Source organism: Martinezella multihospitum, from assembly GCF_900094585.1.
Taxonomy (GTDB): Bacteria; Pseudomonadota; Alphaproteobacteria; order Rhizobiales; family Rhizobiaceae; genus Rhizobium; species Rhizobium multihospitium.
Map to the genome: position 1 here is coordinate 1,311,132 of NZ_FMAG01000001.1, position 22,803 is coordinate 1,333,934.

At 59.6% G+C, this 22,803-nt stretch carries 24 protein-coding genes; 11 read left to right on the forward strand and 13 right to left on the reverse strand.

Features of this window, described 5'->3' with window-relative positions; genetic code table 11:
• Positions 1-7: 7 nt before the first annotated feature.
• From GA0061103_RS06000 to GA0061103_RS35345, 4 genes are all read left to right on the forward strand, one after another.
• Positions 8-1,030, forward strand: coding sequence for a LacI family DNA-binding transcriptional regulator (locus GA0061103_RS06000; protein WP_092708007.1), 1,023 nt, complete (start codon positions 8-10; stop codon positions 1,028-1,030).
• Positions 1,031-1,204: 174 nt separating this feature from the next.
• Positions 1,205-1,618: a hypothetical protein gene (locus GA0061103_RS06005; protein WP_092708010.1), complete on the forward strand. Its 414-nt coding sequence runs from the start codon at positions 1,205-1,207 to the stop codon at positions 1,616-1,618.
• A gap of 206 nt (positions 1,619-1,824) precedes the next feature.
• On the forward strand, positions 1,825-2,649 hold the full coding sequence (locus GA0061103_RS06010; RefSeq protein WP_092708013.1) for a hypothetical protein: 825 nt from the start codon (positions 1,825-1,827) through the stop codon (positions 2,647-2,649).
• A gap of 117 nt (positions 2,650-2,766) precedes the next feature.
• Positions 2,767-3,192 carry a hypothetical protein gene (locus tag GA0061103_RS35345; RefSeq protein WP_245304672.1) on the forward strand — a complete coding sequence of 142 codons (426 nt, stop codon included), beginning with the start codon at positions 2,767-2,769 and terminating at the stop codon, positions 3,190-3,192.
• Positions 3,193-3,199: 7 nt separating this feature from the next.
• Here the strand turns inward: GA0061103_RS35345 and ftrA are convergent, their stop codons facing one another.
• Positions 3,200-4,192: a transcriptional regulator FtrA gene (gene ftrA / locus GA0061103_RS06020; protein WP_092708733.1), complete on the reverse strand. Its 993-nt coding sequence runs from the start codon at positions 4,190-4,192 to the stop codon at positions 3,200-3,202.
• 119 nt (positions 4,193-4,311) lie between these two features.
• On the opposite strand from ftrA, the gene GA0061103_RS06025 reads away from it, so the two are divergent.
• Positions 4,312-4,929 carry a glutathione S-transferase family protein gene (locus GA0061103_RS06025; RefSeq protein ID WP_092708736.1) on the forward strand — a complete coding sequence of 206 codons (618 nt, stop codon included), beginning with the start codon at positions 4,312-4,314 and terminating at the stop codon, positions 4,927-4,929.
• Positions 4,930-5,063: 134 nt separating this feature from the next.
• Positions 5,064-5,441, forward strand: a complete 378-nt coding sequence (locus GA0061103_RS06030) for a hypothetical protein (RefSeq protein WP_167376525.1) — start codon at positions 5,064-5,066, stop codon at positions 5,439-5,441.
• A 137-nt stretch (positions 5,442-5,578) separates the two neighbouring features.
• On the opposite strand, the gene GA0061103_RS06035 is transcribed toward GA0061103_RS06030, so the two are convergent.
• The 3 genes from GA0061103_RS06035 to GA0061103_RS06045 all read right to left on the reverse strand — a co-directional run bounded on the left by GA0061103_RS06035 (position 5,579) and on the right by GA0061103_RS06045 (position 7,891).
• Positions 5,579-6,016 carry a VOC family protein gene (locus tag GA0061103_RS06035; protein ID WP_092708016.1) on the reverse strand — a complete coding sequence of 146 codons (438 nt, stop codon included), beginning with the start codon at positions 6,014-6,016 and terminating at the stop codon, positions 5,579-5,581.
• A 195-nt stretch (positions 6,017-6,211) separates the two neighbouring features.
• On the reverse strand, positions 6,212-6,433 hold the full coding sequence (locus GA0061103_RS06040; protein WP_069609932.1) for a hypothetical protein: 222 nt from the start codon (positions 6,431-6,433) through the stop codon (positions 6,212-6,214).
• A gap of 270 nt (positions 6,434-6,703) precedes the next feature.
• Positions 6,704-7,891: a helix-turn-helix domain-containing protein gene (locus GA0061103_RS06045; RefSeq protein WP_092708019.1), complete on the reverse strand. Its 1,188-nt coding sequence runs from the start codon at positions 7,889-7,891 to the stop codon at positions 6,704-6,706.
• Between the two features lie 570 nt (positions 7,892-8,461).
• Between GA0061103_RS06045 and GA0061103_RS06055 the strand changes: the two genes are divergently transcribed.
• Positions 8,462-9,499, forward strand: coding sequence for a dipeptidase (locus GA0061103_RS06055; protein WP_092708025.1), 1,038 nt, complete (start codon positions 8,462-8,464; stop codon positions 9,497-9,499).
• A 41-nt stretch (positions 9,500-9,540) separates the two neighbouring features.
• Here GA0061103_RS06055 and GA0061103_RS06060 read toward each other — a convergent pair whose 3' ends face one another.
• The gene (locus GA0061103_RS06060) at positions 9,541-10,908 is read right to left on the reverse strand and encodes a cytochrome P450 (protein WP_092708028.1); all 1,368 of its coding nucleotides are present in this window, start codon (positions 10,906-10,908) and stop codon (positions 9,541-9,543) included.
• Positions 10,909-11,059: 151 nt separating this feature from the next.
• Here GA0061103_RS06060 and GA0061103_RS06065 point away from each other — a divergent pair, with 151 nt between their 5' ends.
• The 4 genes from GA0061103_RS06065 to ftsZ all read left to right on the forward strand — a co-directional run bounded on the left by GA0061103_RS06065 (position 11,060) and on the right by ftsZ (position 15,506).
• On the forward strand, positions 11,060-11,701 hold the full coding sequence (locus tag GA0061103_RS06065) for a TetR/AcrR family transcriptional regulator (RefSeq protein WP_167376541.1): 642 nt from the start codon (positions 11,060-11,062) through the stop codon (positions 11,699-11,701).
• Between the two features lie 185 nt (positions 11,702-11,886).
• Positions 11,887-12,930: a substrate-binding domain-containing protein gene (locus GA0061103_RS06070; RefSeq protein WP_092708034.1), complete on the forward strand. Its 1,044-nt coding sequence runs from the start codon at positions 11,887-11,889 to the stop codon at positions 12,928-12,930.
• A gap of 72 nt (positions 12,931-13,002) precedes the next feature.
• Positions 13,003-14,208, forward strand: coding sequence for an acyl-CoA dehydrogenase family protein (locus GA0061103_RS06075; protein WP_092708037.1), 1,206 nt, complete (start codon positions 13,003-13,005; stop codon positions 14,206-14,208).
• 290 nt (positions 14,209-14,498) lie between these two features.
• Positions 14,499-15,506 (forward strand): cell division protein FtsZ, encoded by a 1,008-nt coding sequence (gene ftsZ / locus GA0061103_RS06080; RefSeq protein ID WP_092708742.1) that lies wholly within the window; start codon positions 14,499-14,501, stop codon positions 15,504-15,506.
• A gap of 82 nt (positions 15,507-15,588) precedes the next feature.
• Here the strand turns inward: ftsZ and GA0061103_RS06085 are convergent, their stop codons facing one another.
• From GA0061103_RS06085 to GA0061103_RS06120, 8 genes are all read right to left on the reverse strand, one after another.
• Entirely contained in the window at positions 15,589-16,806 is a 1,218-nt protein-coding gene (locus tag GA0061103_RS06085) for an SfnB family sulfur acquisition oxidoreductase (protein WP_092708039.1), read from the reverse strand.
• Between the two features lie 175 nt (positions 16,807-16,981).
• Positions 16,982-18,280, reverse strand: coding sequence for an NAD(P)/FAD-dependent oxidoreductase (locus tag GA0061103_RS06090; RefSeq protein ID WP_092708042.1), 1,299 nt, complete (start codon positions 18,278-18,280; stop codon positions 16,982-16,984).
• Positions 18,281-18,408: 128 nt separating this feature from the next.
• Positions 18,409-19,665 (reverse strand): ABC transporter substrate-binding protein, encoded by a 1,257-nt coding sequence (locus tag GA0061103_RS06095; RefSeq protein ID WP_092708045.1) that lies wholly within the window; start codon positions 19,663-19,665, stop codon positions 18,409-18,411.
• Between the two features lie 53 nt (positions 19,666-19,718).
• Entirely contained in the window at positions 19,719-20,147 is a 429-nt protein-coding gene (locus GA0061103_RS06100) for a DUF4440 domain-containing protein (protein WP_092708048.1), read from the reverse strand.
• Entirely contained in the window at positions 20,144-21,199 is a 1,056-nt protein-coding gene (locus tag GA0061103_RS06105) for an aldo/keto reductase (RefSeq protein WP_092708745.1), read from the reverse strand. Before GA0061103_RS06105 ends, GA0061103_RS06100 begins: the two co-directional genes overlap by 4 nt.
• A 5-nt stretch (positions 21,200-21,204) precedes the next feature.
• Positions 21,205-21,558: a TIGR04076 family protein gene (locus tag GA0061103_RS06110; RefSeq protein WP_092708052.1), complete on the reverse strand. Its 354-nt coding sequence runs from the start codon at positions 21,556-21,558 to the stop codon at positions 21,205-21,207.
• Position 21,559: 1 nt separating this feature from the next.
• A complete protein-coding gene (locus GA0061103_RS06115) occupies positions 21,560-22,048 on the reverse strand; it encodes a DUF3830 family protein (protein ID WP_092708055.1) in 489 nt (162 codons plus the stop codon).
• On the reverse strand, positions 22,045-22,779 hold the full coding sequence (locus GA0061103_RS06120) for a GntR family transcriptional regulator (protein ID WP_092708058.1): 735 nt from the start codon (positions 22,777-22,779) through the stop codon (positions 22,045-22,047). Before GA0061103_RS06120 ends, GA0061103_RS06115 begins: the two co-directional genes overlap by 4 nt.
• Positions 22,780-22,803: the final 24 nt, after the last annotated feature.

Consider the following 22,803-nt stretch of genomic DNA (forward strand, 5'->3'; position numbering starts at 1 on the left):
CTTGGGGATGCGCAAACCCACTCTGGAAGAAGTCGCGATCGAAGCGGGCGTCAGCAAGATGACGGCATCGCGTGCGCTTCGCGGCGTTGCCGACGTTTCCAGCGAGACGCGTGACAGGGTGATCGAAGCAGCGACGCGGATGAACTATGTCGGCAACAGGCTGGCGCTGTCCTTGTCCACGCAGCGCACCAATCTGGTAGCCGTCGTCGTTCCCAGTATGTCGAACATCGTCTTTCCGGAAGTGCTTGCCGGCATTTCCGCCGGGCTTGACGGTTCCGGTATGCAAGCCGTCTTTGGCATATCCGATTATGATATCGCCAAGGAGCGTGAGATCATCCGCGACATGCTCTCCTGGCAGCCCTGCGCCATCATCGTCACCGGGCTCGATCAGCCGGAAGAGACGGTGGACCTGCTCCGCCACGCCAATATTCCGGTCATCCAGCTTATGGATCTCGACGGCACGCCAATCGATTTCAATGTCGGGTTATCCCATGGCGCGGCGGGAGAGGATATGGCCGAAGCGCTGATTGCGTCGGGGCGAAGACGGTTCGGTTATGTCGGTAGCGCTCTGACAAGGGATCTGCGCGCCGCCAAGCGCAAGGCCGGCTTCGAACGCGTCCTGCATGCCCATGGTCTAGGGTTTGCCGAGCAGCGGATCGATGATGCCTTTTCCTCGATCGCGCTTGGAAAACAGCTGACGACGGCCATGCTTGCGGCGGTGCCGGATCTCGATTGCATTTATTACTCCAATGACGACATGGCGAGTGGCGGGCTGTTTTCCTGCATGGAGCTGGGCATTGCGGTTCCTGAGAAGATCCTGATTGCCGGCTTCAATGGGCTGGATCTGGTCGGTTCGCTGCCCGCGCCGATCGCAACATCCCGCTCGCCCCGGCGCGCTATTGGCGAGGCTGCGGCGCAATTGGTGCGCCACGCGGTCGTGACCAACGGGGATGCGATGCGGAAAACCATAGTGTTCAAACCGACAATCGTGGGAATCGATGGCTATGGAGCGGCTGACGGCGCTTCCTGATATCTCTTCATAATTCCTCCCTTCCGACGGCGCGATGAAAGTCCAAGCCTTGCCAGCGCGCGATGGAGGCCAATATCCCTTTCGTTGATTGCTTGAATTCGGTCACAGCGGCGCGCTGTGACCGTCTCTTTCGTCCGGCACGATGTGCTCTTCTCAAGCAAAGGATCTTCGAGAATGCGATTCCCCCAGGCTGTGATTTTCGCTTTTGCCGCCAGTGCCATATCCGCGATTTCTGCGGGAGCATGGGCTGCCGGCTTTAAAGATATCGTCGTTTCGACCAAGGAGGATTCAGATGCTGCTCAAAGCAGCTTTGCTCCCGATACGCCGAAGATTTTTGTTTCAGCCCATCTGACGAAGGAGGTACCATCGGGGAGTGATGTCAACATTGCATGGATTGCCGTCGACACCGGCGGCGCGGCACCGCCGAATTACAAGATCGACAGTGTCGATCTGCATATCGGCTCCCTGACCAATCACGTGAAATCCGCGATGACGAAACCAAACAATGGTTGGCCCGTCGGGAGCTACGAGATCGAATTTTCCGTCAACGGCAAAGTGATGGAAACGACCGATTTCACCGTCAAGTAGACCGCATGCCCGGGTTGATGTCAGCGACGGGTCCGTTTCAACCATATGAGCCGTGATGCCTGCATGTGGGTTCCGGCCTTTATAAGCCTAAGCTTTGCAACAAGATTTCCTGGAAAATCCACAGTTCGGAAATATTGGGAAACCGCCAGGCCGAGACGATCGGATAGACGCATAGGGAGTTACCCTATTGCGGAGTCCGATTGCCGATGTTCCTGACCAATCCGTGGCAACGGGGAGAGTTGAGCCATATCGTTGTCACCACCTTTCATGAAAAGGGTTATCGTGACTACGGCAAGAAATGTATCGAGACCTTCCTTGCCTGCTGGCCGAAGGAAGTGTGTTTGGTCGTCTATGCCGAGGATGTCGAAATCGAGGAGAAGGATCGCCGTCTTCTGGTGTTCGACCATTGCGAGACATTGCCCCGGCTGCGCGGCTTTCGCGATGCTTATGGCAGCAAGCCGCAGGCAAATGGATATATCTCGTCACGCAACGGGCTGGTGCGTGATTTCCGGTGGGACGCCGTGCGCTTTTCCAACAAGGTCTTTGCTGTCGCCGATGCCGTCAGGCGCTATCATAACACGGTCGATCAGCTGATATGGCTTGATGCCGATACAGTGACCCATCGGCCCATTCCGAAGAGCTTTCTCGATGGGATCGCGCCGCGTGGAAATCAGCTTGCCGCCTATCTGAACAGAAGAATCTATCCCGAATGCGGATGGGTGGGATACAATCTGCGTCATCCGGCGATATTGACCTTCACCGACCGTTTCGAAGGGGCTTATTCCTCCGGCTATTTCCTGACGATGAAGGAAAGCCATGACAGCTTCGTCTTCTGGAAAGTACTCCAGCAGATGGAACGGGACAGGGAGGCCAGATTCAGGCGGCTCGGCTCGAGCCTGACGAAAACCCATGTCTTCATCAACAGCGTCTTGGGCGGCTATCTGGATCATTTGAAGGGCGACAGGAAGGCTGACGGAAGGAGCCGTCGGCGCGATCTCAAATGGCATCGCCGCGAGCCGTGGTGGCAATGATTTCCGATCGTTTGCGGCAGTGAAAGCCTCGTCTCTGCCGGGCGATGGCACAGGCGAGCAAGTTGTTTTTTAGGATGCATGGCACTAATCTGAGTAGCATTGAGGGATTGGGAATTCATGCACGACGATTCGATCCTGCCGACAGAGATCGCTGTTTTACTTGGTTTGATATGCAATATCGGCGCTCCGCTTCTGGCCTTTTGGGTGGCGGGGAAATTGCCTCGGTTTCGCCTCTGGATTCATGGTGTCGCTTTCGTCGCTATCCTTGCCTCGCCGTTGACGGCGATGATCCTCGGACTGCCCGATCTGCTTCCTGAAGAGGAAGAAAGTCCGGGCGCTCGCTTTGCATTTCTGCCTCTGATCGTCGAGGCAGCCATCATCGTCCTGCTCTATTGCCTGGCGGGGGCGATGCTTCTATCCCAATCCGTCCATTCGGCAATCACGGATTGGCACCGCGGAGACCGGCTTTCGCGGGCGACGCCGCGTCCTCGCCGTACAGCCGGGGGCAGATCCTACATCTCCAAAGGCTCCAAATCGCGATAGGATTTGTTCAGTCGGACGCACGGGATTGTTGCTGGCTATCGGCACTGCGGAATCGCGATCGATAGGCCGTCGGTGACAATCCGACGCTTGCGCGAAAATGATGACGGAAGTTCGCAGCGCTCCCCAGGCCGACATGCATCGCAATGACCGAAACGGGAAGGCTTGTTTCTTCCAGAAGCTCGCGCGATCGGGCGAGGCGCTCGTTTTGAAGCCATTCCCCCGGTGCGATCCCTATCGCCTCGCGAATGTGGCGGTGCAGGCTTCGCACGCTTACGCAGGCTTCCTCCGCCATGCGCTGGACGCTCCATTGTTGTGCGAGGTCTCTCCGGATCACATCCAGCAGAGCAGATAGCCGTGTGGCACCACGTCCTGCGACCGGGCGCTCGATGAACTGCATTTGGCCGCCTTCGCGATGGGCGGCGACGACAAGGCGCCGGGCCACGCTGTTGGCAGCCTTGGCGCCGAAATCCTTGCGTACGACATGAATGCAAAGGTCGAGCCCGGCCGCACTGCCGGCCGATGTCAATATGTCGCCTTCGTCGACATAGAGGGAATGCGGCTCGACATCGATTTCCGGATAGGCGACAGCAAGCCTTCCGGCATGATGCCAGTGGGTCGTGGCGCGTCTGCCAGATAACAGGCCGGTTTGAGCCAGCACGAAGGCGCCTCCGCAGATCGACACCAGCCTGACACCTCTGGCGTGAGCTTTCCGCAGCGCTTCGAGAAGTGGCTCGGGCGCCGCGGCGTCCGGCCCCCGCCAACCCGGTATGACGATCGTATCCGCCTGATCGAACAGTTCAAGGCAGCCGTCCGAATTGACGGTAAGGCCGCCGGCACCTCGAATGGGTCCGGGCTCTACTGCCGCGGTCATGCAGCGATACCAGCCCGGCCCCATTTCCGGTCGCGATAATCCGAACACTTCGAAGGCGCATCCGAATTCGAACGTGCAGAGCTGGTCATAGGCGGCGATGACGACAAGCGGATTGGCGTTCTTTGGCATGATCCTTGCGGTAATGGCTTTTTCGGCCACTGGCAATAGCCGTCCGCCCGCGACTACTATTCCTCATCGGATCGCGGCGCGGTTCTTGCGCCTGCCCAGGGAAAGAGATGGTGGTGGATATGAGACTGATCGGAATGCTGGATTCGCCGTTTGTCAGGCGCGTGGCGATCTCGCTGCGCGCACTCGATATAGCGTTCGTGCATGAGCCGCTTTCTGTTTTCAGTGCTTTCGAAGCTTTCGCCGATATCAACCCCGTCGTGAAAGCGCCGTCGCTCGTCACGGATGATGGAACCGTCTTGATGGATTCGAGCCTGATACTCGAGCATGCCGAACGCATCGCAGCACCAGGGCGCAGCCTCATACCCCTAGATCCGCAGGCTCATGCCCGGTCTCTGCGCATCATCGGTCTTGCACTGGCGGCGTGTGAAAAGACGGTGCAGATTGTCTACGAGCATAAGCTGCGCCCTATGGAAAAGCAGCATCAACCCTGGCTCGATCGGGTTCATGGTCAGCTCGCGGCGGCATATCATCTGCTGGAGGTGGAGATGCCGCAGGCCGCCGATCCCTGGCTTTTTGGTGTACGGCCGCTCCAGGCGGATATCACCAGTGCTGTCGCGCTTCGCTTCACGCGCGAGATGCTGCCCGATGCCCTCGATGTGAAGGCTTGCCCACGCCTTCACGTGCTGTCAGTACGTGCCGAGGAGAGCGAAGAGTTTCGCGCCTTTCCCTTCAGCTGAGACATGTCGCGCAAAACATTGCGATCGCGCGGCAGCGCGGCACATAATTCGGCTCTGGCTGCGTTCAGGCAGAGTTCATGCGAATCGGCGTATCTCTATCCTCGTCCACAAGACAGGAAATGGGGGTAAGGGAAATGCTTGAAGGTTTGGTACGGATTTCGCGTGTCGCCGTGGTCGGATTGGCCGCGTTGCAACTGATGACGTCTGTCGCTTCGGCGCAATATTATGGCGGCGATGACGGTTATGCACCGCCGCCCTGGCAGCGTGATCAGGGTCGGGACTGGAGAGGTCCGCCGCGTGGCTGGGATCGTGACCGTGACCGCGACAGGGGCTGGGATCGTGATCGCGGCTGTGACAGACGCGATCTCATGCGCGCCGCGCGGGCGGAAGGCTTCCGTCGCATCGATTCGATCGACAGCAACGGACGGCGCATCGTCGTTCGCGGCTGGAACGATGGCGGCCCAGACCGCATGGTTTTCGGTAATCGACGCGGCTGCCCGGTTATCGACTGACGCTCAAAATAGAGCATAAGCGGAAGCCGAGTGTGGGTCGGCCTCCGCCTGCATCACGGCAGCGCATGCTTTTGACTGGCTGAAAGCCGTGCGTTTGCCGCGACCTTTGAATTTTGTGATAGGTTTGTCGTGCGCTTTCAGGCGGCAGCGAATTTCTTCTTTGTGGCCGTAACGCTGCCGATCTGCTCGGATTTGGCGGATACTTTGGCGTTGGCGGCCTGCGGCCTGACCAGAAACTGCCAATATATGCCCCACGGATCTCTCACAAGGCCGCGATCGTCCGGACGGCTTTTCCCCAGCGCATAACGCAAACGGTCCGCCTCGTCCTGTGTCGCACACTCGACTGTGATGGAAGAACTATGCTCCGAGCGGTCGAATGGCCCTGCCTCGAAACCCATATAGGCGCGATTTCCAAGCGTGAAACCTGCAAATTTTACGCTGCCGGCCGGTCCATTCAAATTGTCGGTGAGAATACTTGAGATCCATCCGGCTGCCGAACCCGGGATAAGCGACGTATAAAGTTCGATCGCCGTTTCCATGTCATGTTGAAACCAGAGATGTTGCCTGATCTTCATCGTGACCCGCTTTCTACAAATCTTGCCTGGATGGGGCAGGGCATGAAGGAAGCATGCTGACTGCTTGCCGAATAAAATTCATGCCGCCGGTGAGCCGCCTTCTTGTTCTTTTGAGCGGTGTCACCGACGGCATGCTGAAGAGTTGCTTCTAACCGTTCGTGCTCACCCCTGCGGAGCGCGGACGGACGCGGAACACTATTTCTCAGCAACTCTACCAGCGAGAGCCATTACATAGTCATCGGCAATATCGGCTAAGGTCAAAGCGACCTCGGGTTCGTTCCAGCCGGCAGCGAGTGCCATTTGAACAAAGTCACGAAAGGCCACTTCAAGGACCTCTTCGCGCTCGACCGCGCGGTATGAGTCATTGACGGGATGCTGAGGCTTGCTGATCTCTATTGTCTGGCGAGTAGATACCATTGCTGTTTTCCCTATGACTTGCCCCGTTGGACGCACAGTACATTCACCAAACACTGGGGCTTTGGTCTCCGAACGGCTATTGTTCTTCTTTTTTAATGGGTTACGCACCATATGTCGTTAGACGTGCATCCGGAAACTTGCAGCAGCGTCCATTTTCGCAATTGCTGAAGTGCGGTTTCGGGCCGACACGGGGATTGGTGGGAAGATGTGCCCTTCGCTTGCGCGTGCCCTTCGGACGCGCGCCTGCCTCAAGGCATCGAAATCCACTGTCTAGTGATAATAGCCGAGGGTTTTTAGCCATTCGTCGAAGGAGTGGCTGCTGCCGGACGATGCCGGTGAGATGACCTGCCCGAGATAGCGCGGGATGGTAAGGTTTCTGGCTTCACGCGGACTGTAGCCGAACTCCTTCCCGAAGGCTCGGCTGAAGTGCGCTGCCGAGGAAAAGCCGACGGCAAAGGCGATGTCGACGATCTGCTCCCGATTGGCGGGATCGCTGAGGGCGGCATGAGCCGACAGGAGGCGACGGCGCTGAATATAGTGATGCACGCCGCCATATTGTTCGAATATCTGATAGAGCCTGGTGCGGGATATGCCGAGCTCGCGGCATATGTGCTCGACCGTCAGATCGCCCGAAGTGAGATTGCCTTCCACAAACCGCCGCACGCGTTCCGTCAGGGCGAGGGTGCTATGCTGCTCCGTGCCGGTCGATTGCGCTGCCGAGGTCGAAACGGAAGCCACAATCATATTGCGCACCGTCTGGACGACGTGCGGTAGATCGGTGGCTGCAAAGCGCGCGAGATTGTTTTCGACACTATCGAGGAATTCGATCAACATATTGGTAAACACGCCGGAGAGCGCAATGTTGTTCTCGATCTCGACCGGTGTGGGAACGTCGAACAGCAATGCCCTCGGCAGGAAGAGCGAGAGGCCTTTCGCCTCGGTCGAACGCCCTCGAAAGGGATGTCCCAGCGATCGCAGTTCCACCTTGCCCGGCTCACCTTCCAGAACATGGCCATCGACTTCCGTCCAGGTCCGGCCGCTGCTCGGCACCGAAACATGCCAGTGATCGATGTGATTGGTTTTCACCTTCGCCTGCGAGCGCATGTAGCTGTGGGGCGGCGTATCCTGTTGAACGAAGAGCATACCGCCAAGATTCCACGCGATATGATCGGCCGGAAAGCCGGCTTCCGGCGGGATATTATCCGGCAGTCGCACGTCGGCCACGGGAGCGACATAGGCTTGCCAGGCGGCAAATTGCGCGGCCGGCTCGATATCGCGCGTGGAGAACTTCAACGGCTGCAAGGCCGGCGGTGGCAGGTTTTCCTCCTCTGCCGCCTTCTCCGGTCGCGGGAAGCGCCGCCGTTCAGACTGTAACGACTTCCTGTCCTTGCGCCATGACGGTTCCTTCGCCTCGTCTGACGCAGATCCGGATCGTTCCTCGCGCCGAAAATCAGACAATCCGCTCTCCTCGAATACGGTCAGGACAGGATATGAGCGCCGCCATCAACTCTCCATCCATTATTCAAGCGGACGGCTGTCTCCGCTTCGAGCCGCCTTCTTCGGCGAGCTGGTATGCTGCTGTAATTCCTGCCGTATTCCTAGCTCTCTCAACATACTAAGGCTTTCATGTGCTGCGCTTTTCAGAAAAAGCAAGTGTTGCGGGTCGCCAAACCCATATTCCCGCTGCAATTGCCGCAAAATGTGGCGCTGGCTGAGCCAATTTGTCTCGTGTCGGTACATCTGCCAAATCAAACGCGGCATAGGGATCGGCATCCTCCGTCCGAGCACATCCAGCCGAAAGCGAGAACTCGCTCCGTGGGGACGCTTTGCAAAACCACTGCGAAACTATTCCGCCTTTGCCTTGCCGGCTTGGCACCGCCCGACCGCCATCGTATTTTCTGAAGGTTCTTGAGAGTGATGTCTTGCAAACGACCAAATCCGTTTTCACAGACCCTATGCGTAGTTTGCAGTTGCCCATTCCGCCAAGCTTGCCTAGGCAGATATCAACTGCAATTTTTGGAATGAGACATGACCGAATCCTCGATAATCCCCGTCTTCGATGGCCATAACGACGTGCTGCTTCGGCTGCGTCGCGGTGGCTTGAATTCTGTCAACGCTTTCCTGAATGGCGAAGCTGCCGGACATATCGATTTGCCTCGTGCCCGCCGTGGCGGCCTCGCGGGCGGCCTCTGCGCCATATTTATCCCGTCGCCGGATCAGCCAAAGGCTGAAAATGCCGATTTCGCAACACCTGCTCAGCCCGGCGCCCTGAATGAAACCCTGGCGATGGCACGGCTTCTGCTCGCGATCGAAGCCCGGTCCGCGGGAGCTGTGAAGGTTTGCCGCTCGGCCGGTGATATCAAGCGGTCGATTGCCGAAGGCCAGTTCGCTGCGGTATTCCATATCGAAGGTGCGGAAGCGGTCGCGGCCGATCTCGATGCGCTTTATGTCCTTCATGAGGCTGGCCTGCGCACGCTCGGGCCTGTCTGGAGCCGCCCCAATGTCTTTGCTTATGGTGTGCCTTTCCGGTTTCCTTCGACGCCGGATATTGGCCCCGGGCTCACCGACGCCGGCAAGGATCTGATCCGCGCCTGCAACGAGCTCAGGATCATGATCGATCTATCGCATATGAACGAGCAGGGATTCTGGGATATCGCCAAACTGTCGAATGCGCCGCTGGTCGCCTCGCATTCCAACGCGCATGCCATCAGCCCTCACAGCCGCAATCTGACCGACAAGCAGCTTGACGCGATCCGCGATACCGGCGGCCTGGTCGGCATCAATTTCGGCGTGCTTTTTCTGCGGGATGATGGTGTCAGGAACACCGATACACCGCTCGAAGTCCTTGTTCGCCACGTCGCCTACATTGCCGAGCGCATCGGCATCGAGCATGTCGCGCTCGGCTCCGATTTCGACGGCACGACCATTCCGGCCGCGCTCGGCGATGCGAGCGGCCTGCCGAAACTGATCGAAGCCCTGCGTACGCATGGGTTCGATGATCAGTCACTTGCCAAGATCGCCTATCAGAACTGGGTCCGCGTCCTCGAACAGACTTGGGGCGGCTGAGGCGCCCTCTCGTTTCTGTCCGGAGCAGGAGACCCGCTCGATTATCTCTCCATGAGGTTGATCGACAGCGGATGCATGGGCCGCAACGTGACCTTCATGATCGGCTTGGGCGAAGGCTCGCTCGAGCCGGTTACGTGGAATTTCTGCAAGAGCACGGCGAGGATCGCAACGGCCTCCATCATCGCAAAGCCATTGCCGATGCAGACGCGCGGACCGGCGCCGAAGGGCATGAAGGCGTAGCGGTGGCGGTTTCGTGCCACCTCCGGCTCAAAGCGGTCGGGATCGAAAACCTGCGGGTCTTCCCAAAGATCCGCATGATGATGCACGGCATAGATCGGCACATAGATAATCGTGCCGGCCGGTATCATGTGCGTGCCGATGGTAAATTCGCTAGTTACCGCGCGCGAAACGATTGGCGCCGGCGGATAAAGCCGCATGGCTTCGGAAAAGACCTGCCTGGTGTAGGTGAGCTTGCCGAGATGTTCGGCCGTCAGCGGGCCGCCCTCGGTCACGGTGGCAATCTCTTCGAAGAGCTTGGCCTGGCAATCGGGATGGCGTGCAAGAAGATGGAAGGTCCAGGCAAGGCCGAGCGCCGTCGTCTCATGTCCGGCGGTGATGAAGGTCATCAGATTGTCGATGACCTCTTCGTCGGTCATCGTGCGACCGGTTTCGGGGTCGGCTGCGTCAAGCAGCATGGACACCAGATCGTTCCGTTCCGCGCCGCTGCGTCGTCGTTCGGCAATCACTGCGCCAAGGGTCGTTCGTAGGAAGGCAACGGCCGATCGCGCCTTCTCCTTGCCGGGATGGGGCATCCAGTCGGGCAGCCCAAGAAGGCCGAGCGCGAATTTCCAGCCGGTCGGCTTGAGGTAGTTGGTGATGTTGCGCTCGACCTTGTCGACATCGATGCCATCGCCGCCCGACATCATCGTATCGACGATAATATCGAAGGTGGTGCGCATCATTTCCTGACACAGGTCGATGGGGCCGTTCCTGTCGGCGAGCCAGAGATCACGTCTGCGCCCGGCAGCCGCAATCATGGCTGGCTGCAGTTCCAGCAGTTTTTCATGGCGAAAGGCGCCGGCCACTGATTGCCGCTGCCATTTCCAATGGGCGCCGTCAGCGGTCAGAATGCCCTTGCCGAGGGCCGGGCCTAGCACGCGGCGCACATCCTCGCCTTTGCCGAGCGCGTCGGAATTGCGCACCAGCGCCTGATAGATGAGCTCGGGGTCGGCGAGATAGATCCGCAGTTTTCCGCCCACCCTGGTGAAAACCATGGGCTCGGTGAAGATTTCCGGCGGCAACGCGTCGAGCGGATTGCGGATCAGCGATAGGAGGACATGCGGCATCGAGCGTGGAGTGAGGGGAAACGTCGTCTGCGAGAGATCGGCAGCGTTCACGCGTGCATTCATCCTTCAGTCTCCTTGTTCAGCCCGGCGGATGCCTGTAGATCAGGATTAAGGTATTTGCCTTACAAAGAATAAGGTGGATACCTTAGAGCTTCAAGGGGGAAACGAGATGGCGGCCAGCAAAGGTGGGAAGAAGAAAGGTGAGAGGAAGGAAATGGCTGTGCTGCCCGATACGCGCGAGCGGATTCTCGTCTCGACATTGACGCTCTTCAATCAGAAGGGACCGGAAGCCGTGACCACGGCGGAAATCGCCAAGGCCGTACACATCAATCAGGGCAATCTCTATTATTATTTCCGCACCAAGGAATCGCTTGTCCTGGCGTTGTTCTCTCGCTTCGAAGCCGATGCTTTGGCGCTCGTCAGGCAGGCCGATTCCGTAGAAGGGGCGGATTCGAAAGCCTATGCCGGCTTTTTACGCAAATGGTTCTCGCTGGTCTGGACCCATCGTTTCCTCTTTCGTGACATTCCGGGCCTGTTGGCAATCGCACCCGGCTTGAGAGGGCCGATCCTGACGGTCAGCGCCGGCATGCGTGTTTCCGTCGATGCCATCTTTCAGCGCATGGAAGATGCCGGTCTGATCAGCGCCGCCACAGATGAGCGCAACGCGCTGATGACCAATATGCGGATCGTTGCCACCTATTGGGCTGTCTACCTCGGCCTTCAGGAGGGCGTGGGCGAATTAACTCCTCAGCACGTGCATTGGGGGCTCGGTCAGGTCGCCAGCCTGTTGAGACCCTATCTTTCGTCGCAGGCGAAGGCGGATCTCGAAGAGATGCTCGCTGAGCCCTTCGTCTAAGGCTTTTACGCCGGGTAAGTCCTTGCCGCCATTCCCTTGGCAAACGAACAAAGAATCTCCGAAGCCAGCCAAAATCGGATGATTTAATCTACTAAAAACATAGGGTTTATATCTAATAATTGCATGCGTCGCAGGGTCACGGTTCCGTCAGACGACGCTTCCGATGGATCGTAAGGATCGCGACGATGAGATTATTCACACGGCTTGCCCTGTCGGCCGTTGCCCCGTTTCTTCTGGCCCAGACGGCGTTGGCTGCCGGTGTGAACGGTGCGCCTGCGCCCTTCGACAAGGGCGGTGTAAAGGTTGCTCTGGTGAGCTACATCTCCGCCGGTGATTTCTTCCAGGCCTATCAGGCAGGCGCCGAAGCGCAGGCCAAGGCGCTCGATATCGATCTGCGCGTCTTCCCCGGTCGTCAGGATGCCGCCGCTCAGCGTGAGCAGATCCTCCAGGCAATCAACCTTGGCGTCTCCGCCATCGTCATCGACCATGGCCTGCCGGAATCGCTTGGCGACGTCGTCCAGCAGGCGCTCGACAAGGGAATCAAGGTCGTTGCCTTCGACGTCAATCTCAATAATCCGAAGATCCCGCAGGTCGAGCAGAGCGACCACGAACTCGCCGATCTCGCCCTGAAGCAGGTCGTCAAGGATAATGGTGCGAGTTTCAAGGCAGGCTATGTTTATGTCGCAGGCTTTGCGCCGCTCGATCGCCGCAACGAAGTCTGGGACGCTTTCAAGAAGCAGAATGCCGGCGTCGTTGAAAAGTCTCGCTTCGGCAATGTCAGCGATACGACGGCAACGTCGACGGCCGATCAAGCCAAAGCGGCGCTTGCGGCCAATCCCGACATCACCGTCATCTTCGCGCCCTATGATGAGTTTGCCCGCGGCGTGAAGCTCGCCGCCACGGATCTTGGCATTGCCGGCAAGCTGAAGATCTATTCGGCCGACGTGTCGACGGCCGATATTCAGGAAATCACCGAGCCGGGTAGTCCGTGGGTAGCAACGGTCGCGACCAATCCGGCCGTCGTCGGCGCTGTTTCCATCCGTGCCGCCGCTTTGCAGGTCGCGGGGCAGGAAGTTCCTCACCAGATCACCGTCAAGCCGACCCTGCTGACGCAGGAAGGGCTTCGCGCAGCCAATGTCCAGACGATCGAGGAGCTGGCCAAGAAGGTTCCGGCCTTCAACGCCAGCGATGCGGTCACCGCCAGCTGGATACCGGACAAGCTTTTCTAGTCAGCCGACCTCGATCTGCCGGCGGGATCTTCCGATCTCGCCGGATCACGTTATTGAACCGGAGTTCACATCATGAGCCAGTCCAACGTCGTCTTTGCGAGTAATCGAAACGCCACGCGGGCGGACCTCTTCGCCAGAGCCGAAGAGATTGCAGTCGATCTTTCCAAGCGCGCTGCAGAGCTTGATCGCGAAGGTCGTCCGCCACTGGGCGAAATCGTCAAGCTGAAGAATGCCGGCTTGCTGAACGCGCTACATGAACCGCAGATCGGTGGCGGCGGGCTCGATTGGGTCGATGGCCTGCGGTTGGTGCGCATTCTTGCGCGCGGTGAGAGCTCCATCGGCCAGCTTCTCGGTTATCATTACGTCAACAGCCAATACATCTACTGGGCCTTCGATGAGGCGCGTGCCCAGGAGCTCGGTGGCAAGACGGTCGCCAACAGCCTTTATTGGGGCGCGGCCGTCAATCCGCGCGATCCCGGCCTCGTGCTGACGCGCCGTGGCAACGGCTATGTCCTGAACGGCCGCAAGTCCTTCTCCACCGCCGCGCATGTGTCTGATTACATCAATGCCAATGCCGCGCTCGACGACCGGATCGTCGGCTTTGCCGTCCCGACCAATCGGGCGGGTTACAAGGCCAATGACGACTGGGACAATTTTGGCCAGCGCCTCTCCGACAGCGGCAGCGTCGAATTCCACGATTTCCCCGTCTATGAAGAGGATCTGGACAAGGCGGCATCGACCGGTGACGAAGCGCCGGTGCTTGCGACCTTCAACACGCCGCTGATCCAGCTTGTTTTCGTGAACTTTTATCTCGGCACGGCAGAGGGCGCATTGCGCGAGGCTGTCGATTATGTCCGCACCACGACGCGGCCCTGGATCACCTCTGGCGTCGAACGGGCATCAGACGATCCCTATATTCTCGAGCGCGTGGGTGAATTCACGGCAGCCCTCAAGGCATCCGCCGCTCTGGCTGATAGTGCTGCTGCGGCGGTTCAGGAAGCTCTTGCCAGAAGACACAAGGCAACGGCGCGCGAACGCGGCGAGGCGGCGGCGGAAGCCTATGCGGCGAAGGTACACGCGACCCACGTTGCCCTCGATATCACCTCACGCGTTTTCGAGTTGACCGGTGCACGCTCGACCGCCGAGAAATACCGCTTCGACCGCTTCTGGCGCAACGTGCGGACCCACACCTTGCACGATCCGGTGTTCTATAAGGCCAAGGAGGTCGGTGAGTTTGTTCTGAACGACCGGATTCCCGAGGTCAGCCTCTACAGCTGAGCGCCTGGGCGAGCGTGTGGCGCGGTGTGGGCCTAGGGTCGGAACGCGCCGCTGCTTCAACCGCGCTCGCTCGATTGTGGCCTTCGCGCAATGCTGGACGATTGATGTTCTAATATCCGGCTCACAAATCTCGTGCCCAACTCATTATTCTGTGGAGGGCTACTGCCACGCGCCGCAATGCGCACATGTTCCTCGCTAGGATCTCGTCACTCACGAATCGCTCCAACGTCCGTTTCCAATAAGGAGAGGCGATTGCGATTGAGAATGAAATTGATCCAATGGAGTCCTTCATGGCTGACACGCGCGCACCACTTTCTGGGGTGATACCGAAGATTTCCGTCGTCGGTGTCGGCGGTGGCGGCGGCAACGCGATCAACAATATGATCGCGCAGCAACTTCAGGGCGTTGAATTCATAGCGGCAAATACGGACGCGCAGGCGCTCGCGACGTCCAAGGCGACCAGGCGCATCCAACTTGGCACACAGGTGACGGAAGGTCTTGGTGCAGGCTCCCTGCCGGACATCGGACGAGCCGCCGCCGAGGAATCCATTGATGAGATCATGGATCATCTCCACGGTACGCATATGTGCTTTGTGACGGCCGGAATGGGTGGCGGCACCGGCACGGGCGCAGCCCCGATCATTGCCCAGGCCGCGCGGCAGGCGGGCATCCTCACAGTTGGGGTCGTCACCAAGCCCTTTACGTTCGAAGGCAACCGGCGCATGCGCACGGCCGACCAGGGCATCGAGCGGCTGCGCGAAAGTGCTGATACCGTCATCGTCATTCCCAATCAGAATTTGTTTCGCATTGCGGATGCCACGACCACCTTCGAAAATGCCTTTGTGACTGCGGATCGGGTCCTGTATGCAGGCGTCAGCTGCATCACGGATCTGATCATCAAGGAAGGTCTCATCAACCTCGACTTCGCCGATGTCAAATCCGTGATGCGGGGAATGGGACGCGCGATGATGGGAACGGGCGAGGCCTCTGGACCGAGCCGTGCGTTGAAAGCGGCAGATGCCGCCGTCTCCAATCCGCTTCTGGACGACATGAGCATGAAGGGCGCGCGTGGCGTGCTGATTTCCATTTCTGGCGGGACGGACATGACGCTGTTCGAGGTCGATGAGGCCGCCAGTCGCATACGCGACGAAGTCTTTGCCGATGCCGATATCGTCGTCGGTGCGATCTTTGACAAGAATCTCGACGGGGTGTTCAGGGTATCGGTCGTTGCAACCGGTCTCGAGAGCCTGGTGGCGCCCGCTGGGCAGCCTATGGAAATCAGTACCGATCGGTACTAACTGGCTTCCGCGTGGCGGTCCTGATTTATTCCTATGATTGTATGAAAGCCCCGGCGCCTGCGACGGGGCTTTTGTCTATCCGTCAGAGTGCGCCGTTCTTCGGCGGGATGACGTCATTCAGATGATAATTGCCGACGACATGATATTTCCAGCGAACGGGGTCGTGCAGCGTATGGGTGCGGGCGTTGCGCCAGTGCCGGTCGAGGTTTAGGTCGAGCTTGACCGAGGCGGTTCCGGCAAGCTCGAACAGCGTGTTCGTCGCCTCGATGGCAATTTCCGTTGTCAGGACTTTCGCCGCCGCGACAGCGAGCGTCGCTTCGACCACTCTCTTCTCCGTGGTCTCCACCTGTGCGGCATCGACCTTTTGGCCGGCTCGCTCGATGGTCGCCGCCGCCGCTTCCAGCCGGATGGCGATCTGGCCGATCTTCGCGATCGTCAGCGGATCGTCGCTGGCGCGCTCGACACCGCTATCCATCCAGGGACGCGATCTGGTCTTCACGAAATCAAGCGTTTCCGCGAAGGCGGCCCGCGCAATGCCGAGATCGACGCCGGCATGGATGATCTGGCCGACGGAACCGATCGTCGTCGGCCGCTCGAAACCTTTGTGATGGAGGACGACATGGTCGGCATTGACATAGACATTGTTGAGAGCCGTGGTGCCGCTGCCCGTCGTGCGCTGGCCGAAACCATCCCAATCGTCGATGATTTCGACGCCTTCCGTACCCTTCGGCACGAAAGCCATGACCAACTTGTCGGCTTCATCCAGTGCGAAGACGGTGATCCAATCGGCAAAGAGAACGCCGGTCGAATAGAACTTGCGGCCATTGATGCGATAGCCGGGGCCATCGCGGGTGATGCGAGTATTATAGTGCCCGACCGTTTTCGTGCCGCGCTCGGACAGGGCATTGCCGAAGCGATCACCGGCCAAGGCGCGGCTGAAGAAGTAGCGTTTCTGATCCTCGGAACCATCGATGCGCAAGGCCTCGAGGATATAGAAATGGTTCTGTGGGATCTGTCCAATCGAGCCATCGGCCTCCGCCAGGATTGCCGTGATCTCCGCCAGCGTCGCATTTGAGACGTCCAGGCCACCATATTCCTCGGGGATCGTAATCGCCAGCAGTCCGGATTGGGCCAGCGCGTCCATCTCGGCAAAGGGGAGTAGCCTCTCGCTGTCGCGCTCAGAGGCGCTGGCGGCAAAGCGTTCGGCAAGCGCCTGCGCGACTGCCAGCGCCTGCTGTTCGGTCTCCAGTACCGTGGCCTCCGGGTGCGTGGCGTTGATATGGTGCAATTGCGCGTTCATGGGCAGGCTCCGATTTTATTCGGCGCCACGATGCCGCATTCAAAGCCACGCTTCGAGAAAAGGCATTTCATTTTTAGGGATGCGGTCGCTTCTTCATTCCTTTCTCTATAGAATTAATGGTCAATTACTGCCCGGAGCTGTGCCGATGCTCATAAATATTGGATTCTACGGACGGTTAGCGGCGCCCGGTTCGCCAATCTTCAAAGCGTGCATGTGCCAGCGCAAGCGAGGCGACCACAGGCGTGAGGCGATGGAACGGCAGGGGACGGCTGGATTGCAGCGGGATCGGCAAAGAATCGACTGGTTCGCCGAGCGCCAATTTCGCCAGTATCCGTCCGAGTTGCGCCGTCATGGCGATGCCGCGGCCGTTGCAGCCGATTCCACCAAAGAAACCGTCGCCGAAACGATAGAGGCGCGGCAGGAAATCCGGCGTCATGATCGCCGTTCCGGTCCAGACGATCTCCACGCCGGGACGGCGCGGCAGGCGGAGTTCGGAGGTCAGCCGGTCGACGACGGCGCGGCCGATACGCTCGAAGGCGCCGATCGGGTTGACCGCCATGCCGCCGCTGATCAGCCTGTTGTCACGATCAAGCCGGTAGGTGAAGAGGTTGGAGCGCGTATCGCCGACGGGCCGGCGATTTGGGGCGATCCGCGCAACGGTTTCGGCGTCGATCGGTTTCGTGGCCACTTGATACACCTTCAACGGCACGCCGGTTCGGCCCATGCGCGCGGCTATGCCGTCGGTGAAGGCGTTGGTGGCGAGGATGACGACATCCGTTTCGATTTCATGGCCCGCGAGACTGACGCGCCACGTGCCACCATGTTGTTTGACGTGCTCGACCGCGCTGTTTTCGCGGATCGTGCCGCCGCGCCGAATGACTGCGCGCGCAAGCCCGTAGAGATAATTCAGCGGGTGGATGGTGCCGCCGGAGTAATCGATCAATCCTCCGGAATAGATTTCCATACCCGTTTCGCTCTGAATGGCATTGGCATCTAGAAATTCGACAGGGCGACCAAGCTCCGTCCAATCCCTTGCCCTTTGGCGTAGGATCTCAGCCATGGCACCGCCATAAGCGGGCTGCAGCCAACCGGTCTGCGCGGCATCGCACGAGATCTGCTCTTCCACGATGGTCCTAAAGACCTCATCGGCACCGGTGCCGACGAGCGACAACAGCGTATCCGCCGTGTCGCGCGGCAGCTTCTGACGAACAGTGGCCGGATCGGCTTTGGCGAAATTCGGGACGACGAAGCCGGCATTCATGCCGCTGGCGCCTGCACCCAATTGTCCAGCTTCCAGGACGGTGACCGAGCGGCCAGCGCGAGCAAGATGAAGGGCTGTCGTCAGTCCGGTGAACCCACCGCCGATCACGACGGCGTCGCAACGGGAAGGAAGGCTGCCGGAAAGCTCGGGGGCGGGGCCGGCTGTCAGCGTCCATAGGGTCGGATTGGTGAGGCGAGCGGCATTGCTGGGCATCAGCGGAGAATCTCTCAATAACTATGCCAGATGGCTGTCACGACAGGTGAGCCGCCGAAGGAATTGCGCCAGGATATCTGTGCGAGGCGCACCGGAAAGTACGCCTCGCTGCTTGTTCAAAGGACGGTCTACTTGATCTTGTCCTTCAGTGCGGCAACGTCTTCCATCGACAGTTCGCCATCCGTTGCAACTTTACCGTCTGCGATTTTCCAGAGACGGAACGGACCGGTGATGTCACCATACTGATCGAAGGAGACCGGGCCGATGACGCCTTCGTAGCGGATCGGCTTGCCTTCCTTGATGAGGCTGAGCGCCTTGGCGAACTCTTCCTTGCCGGCATAGATCGGTGTGCCCTTGGGATCGACGACTTTGAAGATGTCATCCTTCAGCTTGGACGTGTCGTTATCGGCGATTGCCAGCGCGAGGCCGACGATCGCGCCAGCGTCATAGGCGCGGTCGGCAGCCGGATTGGTCGGCTCGATCCCTGAGAAGTCCTTATAGTTCTTATTGAAGTAGTCGGTCGAAGGCGTCGGCGTCGTACCCGAGGAGGTGCCGTAGGCTTCCTTCAAATAATCGGCGCCGACGGAATCGATGAAATCAGGGCTGTTCATGCCGTCATTGAGCAGGAATTTCTGCGGGCCGCCCTGCGAGATCCAGGTGCGGGCGATGGTCGCGCCATCGACCGGCGTGCTGACGAGATAGAGGCCATCCGGATCGCCGCCCATGCCGGCGGTAACTTCCGAAGCGTAGCTCGATTGCTTCTCGTTGTAGGGCGTCGTCGAGACGATCGTGCCGCCGAGCGCTTTATAGGCCTTCGAGAATTCCGCGACCATGTTGACGCCGAAATCGTTGTTGACGTGGATGATCGCGAGCTTCTTGAAGCCCTTGTCGATCGCATATTTGGCAGCGGCAATGCCCTGCAGCGAATCCGAGGTGATGGTGCGGAAGAAGATGCCGTTGGTCTTGCCGTCGCGGCCAAGCGCCGTCAGCGTCGGCGAGGAGGCGGCAGGCGACACCTGCACGATCTTCGCGGGTGCCGTGACCGAGGTCAGGATCGGGATCGTCACGGAGGAAATGATGCCGCCAATGATGGCCGGAACCTTCTTGACCTGCACGAGCTGGGTCGCCGCATCCACCGCGACATTGCCCTGGCTCTGGCTATCGCGCGTATCCGTCACCAGATCGCAGCCATGAGCGCCGCCAGCGGCGTTGATGTCGCGAAAGGCCATCTCGACGGACTTTGCGCCCGCTTGACCATATTCACCGGCCGGGCCGGTCAGTTCCATCACGAGGCCGACCGTGACCTTGCAGTCCGCGGCATTGGCGACGCCAGCCGCGGTCAGAAGGGCGAGGGCCGTGGTGATTTGAAATATCGTCTTCTTCATCTTTGTTCCCCTTGTTCGGTCAACGATTTTCATTTCTGTTTTTTAGGAACCTGTCAGGTCTCCGGCATCTGCAGCCAGGTTTCATGCAGATGCTGCCATTCGACGCCGTTGGGTGCCGATGAACTCGTGGTGAAAAGTGCGCTCGCCTGCCGCCGGCTATATTTGCCGGCTCGCATCTGCGCTTCGACATAGGTGAGAACGATCGTGTCCGCAGTTTCGTAACTCGCGCGGATATCCGAAATCTCGATGGTGAAATTGTCCTGAAACGTCGCCCGGTTTGCACGGATCAGCTCGATGGTTTCCGCGCGGTCGAAGACGCGGCCGGTCGGCGGGATCATGTGGAAAGCTTGACCAAAGGTGCGCTCGCAGCGGCCGAAATCGGTCTTGCCGGCTGTAGCTGCATCATACCAGGCTTCGAAGAAGCGATGGAAGTTGATAACTTCGGCGCTGGCTTTGCGGAAGAGAGGCGATTGCTGGCTCATACCTTCCCCGCATTGAGGTTGTAATGCATGATCGAACCGTGCCTGCCGGTACGGTCGCGCTCCAGTGTATAGACGTCGCCTTCAAGGCCAGGGCTTTGGGCGATGATATCGGCGACCTGTCGGCGGTCGTCGTCCGAGAGTGCAATATCCATGATCCTGGCATTGGCGAGCGCATGCGCCTGATTGCGGGCGCCGACGATGACGGCGGCCACCTGCGGCTGCTCCAGCACCCAGGCGCTGGCGATCGTGGCGATGTCGACGCCATGACGATCGCCGATGGCTTTCAGTGTGCCCAGCAGCGATTGAAACAGCTCCCAGCCGCCAAAGTCATCGATAATCAGCTTGTATTTGACGAGCGAGCGGTTCTCGAGCGGCATTTCCGGTTCCGGCTGCCCCAGCCATTTGTTGCTCAGGAAGCCGCCGGCCACAGAACCGTAGCAGAGGAAATTCACGTCATGGTCGGCAGCCAGCTTGGCGAGGCTGCGCGACGGCCGCTGATCGAGAACGGAATATTGCAGCTGCTGGCTGACCAGCGGAATGCCGGCCCTCAGGATCTCGGTAATGTGCGGCGTGTCGAAATTCGTCGTGCCGACATTGCGCACCTTGCCGTCGCGGCGCATCTCATCCAACCAGCTCAGGGCTTCGAGATAGCCTGATAGCGAGTAATCCCACCAGTGAAACTGCACCAGATCGAGCTGTTCGGTCTTCAGCTTGCGCAGCGACTTGTCGACGATGCCTTGAATATAGTCGCGGTTGATTGTTGCGAGCTTTTCCAGATCGGGCACCAGCTTTGTGTGCACCTTCATCGCGCCTGCGGCTTCCGCGCCTCGCTCGTTTCGGAGCCGTTCGCGCGCCTCGCCGATCAGCTCCTCGACGCCGGTGTAGATATCGGCGCAGTCATAGGTGCGGATGCCGGCATCGAAGGCGGCGATCAGGTCGGTCACGGCCTGGACGCGATCGATGGCGCCGTGCCCGCCGGCAAGCTGCCAGCCACCGCGGATGACGCGGGAGATTTCGTATCCGGGGTTGAGCTCAAAAGTCTTGGCGGTCATGCGGTTCATTCTCCTTCGGGCAACGGCACGGCCGTCGTTTCGGCATGGCTGAACCGCCGCTTGCCCGTTCTGACGATCCGCAGCCTGCTCGCGCAGTTCGGGTCGGGGCAGGCGATTTCCGCGTCCGAGGTCATCCAGTCGTTCTTGTGGGTGGGCCGCTGTTTGGCCGCCAGCAGCGGCAGGACGGCCGAAATGGAGTAGATCGAAAAGCCCTGGCCGGGCGGCAGGGACAGCATTTCGCCCTTGAGCTCGAAATAGTCGCCCTGCTTGGCGCCACAATAGATCGGCTTGCCCTCAGGGACAATAGCCTCGACCCTGAGGTCGAACAGTTCGAAACTGTCGTCGCTTGCAGCGGCCATATCAGATCTCCGCACGCTCGAACGTAACGTCACAGGCACCGTTGCGACGGATGACGCCGCAGGCGGCAGCGAAGTGCTCGCGCTCCTCGGGGCGTACTTGCGCGACAACGCTGCCGGCAAGCCAGCCGATCGGGAAAAGCAGGCGGGCGCCCTGTCCATAGAACAGGCCGATATCGAAGATCGCATCTGGATTGCCGCCCCACATGCGCGGCGGCACATAGCTCAGCACGATATCGCCGGGCTGCGGCGTCAGCGTTGCGTTCTCGGCCGGAAGGGCATTCGCATAGGGCGCGCCCTTCAGATGGGCCGGGGGGATGGGGCAGGAGATTTCAGGCCCGGTCCACATGGCGTGAATGCCGCCGACGACGCGGGCTTCGCTGAGATAGGTCCAGAGAAAAGCAGCATTATCGGGTGCTTTCGCCTCCAGTAGCGGCGCGAGGACGCTGAGGCCGGAGCGGGGTTCGGTGATCTTGATGGCGCGTTGGCTCATGTGGATTGGCCCTTCTTGGCTTCGGCTTCCAGTTTGCTGCGCAGGAAGGTGAACGGCCGGCTGATGTCGGCGATCAACGCATCGCGCGCTTCCTTGGCATCCTGTGCGGCCATCGCCTTGACGATGGTGCGGTGATAGTGGGCGGTGTCGACTTCACCGGCGTCGGAGAAGGCGTAGATGGCCACGCGAATGCAGGGGCCGGACTGCAGCCACAGGCTCTCGATCATCGGGATCAGCACGGCGGAGCCACAGGCGCGATAAATCTCGAAATGAAAGGCCTGGTTGAGGGTGACCTCACGGTCGACATCCTTCTTGTGCTTCAGCGCACGCATTTCGTCCCATTCGCCAAGCATGCTTTCGATGTTGGCGATCTGGCGCGAGGTCATGCGGGCGGCCGCAAGCGCGATCGCTTCGCCCTCGATGAGGATGCGGGCGCGCAGAAGGTCGTCCATGCGCTCCAGCGTGATCGGCGGTACGCGAACGGATCGGTTGGGGAGGGCTTCCAGCGCCTTTTCGGTGATCAGCCGGCCCAGTGCCTCGCGCACCGGCATGGTGCTGGTCATCAATGCGTCGGCGAGACCACGGATCGTCAGCACCTGGCTCGGCTCGAACAGCCCGCCGATCAGCGCGCGACGTAGCTCGGAATAGACCCGATCCTGAACGGTTTCTCGCCCCACTGGCGCAAGCTGTGCGGCAATCGGATCGCTCTTGTCGGCGGTGGCCTTTTGCATTCGAAATCCCTTTTTCGGCTTGCG

Excerpts from the sequence above, each read along its gene's own strand:
- GA0061103_RS06060 (WP_092708028.1), bottom strand. The coding sequence starts at position 10,908 with ATGAATGCACGCGTGAACGCTGCCGATCTCTCGCAGACGACGTTTCCC.
- GA0061103_RS06040 (WP_069609932.1), bottom strand. The coding sequence starts at position 6,433 with ATGGTATCTACTCGCCAGACAATAGAGATCAGCAAGCCTCAGCATCCC.
- GA0061103_RS06035 (WP_092708016.1), bottom strand. The coding sequence starts at position 6,016 with ATGAAGATCAGGCAACATCTCTGGTTTCAACATGACATGGAAACGGCG.
- ftsZ (WP_092708742.1), top strand. The coding sequence starts at position 14,499 with ATGGCTGACACGCGCGCACCACTTTCTGGGGTGATACCGAAGATTTCC.
- GA0061103_RS06100 (WP_092708048.1), bottom strand. The coding sequence starts at position 20,147 with ATGAGCCAGCAATCGCCTCTCTTCCGCAAAGCCAGCGCCGAAGTTATC.
- GA0061103_RS06120 (WP_092708058.1), bottom strand. The coding sequence starts at position 22,779 with ATGCAAAAGGCCACCGCCGACAAGAGCGATCCGATTGCCGCACAGCTT.
- GA0061103_RS06070 (WP_092708034.1), top strand. The coding sequence starts at position 11,887 with ATGAGATTATTCACACGGCTTGCCCTGTCGGCCGTTGCCCCGTTTCTT.
- GA0061103_RS06105 (WP_092708745.1), bottom strand. The coding sequence starts at position 21,199 with ATGACCGCCAAGACTTTTGAGCTCAACCCCGGATACGAAATCTCCCGC.
- ftrA (WP_092708733.1), bottom strand. The coding sequence starts at position 4,192 with ATGCCAAAGAACGCCAATCCGCTTGTCGTCATCGCCGCCTATGACCAG.
- GA0061103_RS06055 (WP_092708025.1), top strand. The coding sequence starts at position 8,462 with ATGACCGAATCCTCGATAATCCCCGTCTTCGATGGCCATAACGACGTG.
- GA0061103_RS06090 (WP_092708042.1), bottom strand. The coding sequence starts at position 18,280 with ATGCCCAGCAATGCCGCTCGCCTCACCAATCCGACCCTATGGACGCTG.
- GA0061103_RS06000 (WP_092708007.1), top strand. The coding sequence starts at position 8 with ATGCGCAAACCCACTCTGGAAGAAGTCGCGATCGAAGCGGGCGTCAGC.
- GA0061103_RS06075 (WP_092708037.1), top strand. The coding sequence starts at position 13,003 with ATGAGCCAGTCCAACGTCGTCTTTGCGAGTAATCGAAACGCCACGCGG.
- GA0061103_RS35345 (WP_245304672.1), top strand. The coding sequence starts at position 2,767 with ATGCACGACGATTCGATCCTGCCGACAGAGATCGCTGTTTTACTTGGT.
- GA0061103_RS06085 (WP_092708039.1), bottom strand. The coding sequence starts at position 16,806 with ATGAACGCGCAATTGCACCATATCAACGCCACGCACCCGGAGGCCACG.
- GA0061103_RS06095 (WP_092708045.1), bottom strand. The coding sequence starts at position 19,665 with ATGAAGAAGACGATATTTCAAATCACCACGGCCCTCGCCCTTCTGACC.
- GA0061103_RS06005 (WP_092708010.1), top strand. The coding sequence starts at position 1,205 with ATGCGATTCCCCCAGGCTGTGATTTTCGCTTTTGCCGCCAGTGCCATA.
- GA0061103_RS06065 (WP_167376541.1), top strand. The coding sequence starts at position 11,060 with ATGGCTGTGCTGCCCGATACGCGCGAGCGGATTCTCGTCTCGACATTG.
- GA0061103_RS06115 (WP_092708055.1), bottom strand. The coding sequence starts at position 22,048 with ATGAGCCAACGCGCCATCAAGATCACCGAACCCCGCTCCGGCCTCAGC.
- GA0061103_RS06025 (WP_092708736.1), top strand. The coding sequence starts at position 4,312 with ATGAGACTGATCGGAATGCTGGATTCGCCGTTTGTCAGGCGCGTGGCG.
- GA0061103_RS06010 (WP_092708013.1), top strand. The coding sequence starts at position 1,825 with ATGTTCCTGACCAATCCGTGGCAACGGGGAGAGTTGAGCCATATCGTT.
- GA0061103_RS06110 (WP_092708052.1), bottom strand. The coding sequence starts at position 21,558 with ATGGCCGCTGCAAGCGACGACAGTTTCGAACTGTTCGACCTCAGGGTC.
- GA0061103_RS06030 (WP_167376525.1), top strand. The coding sequence starts at position 5,064 with ATGCTTGAAGGTTTGGTACGGATTTCGCGTGTCGCCGTGGTCGGATTG.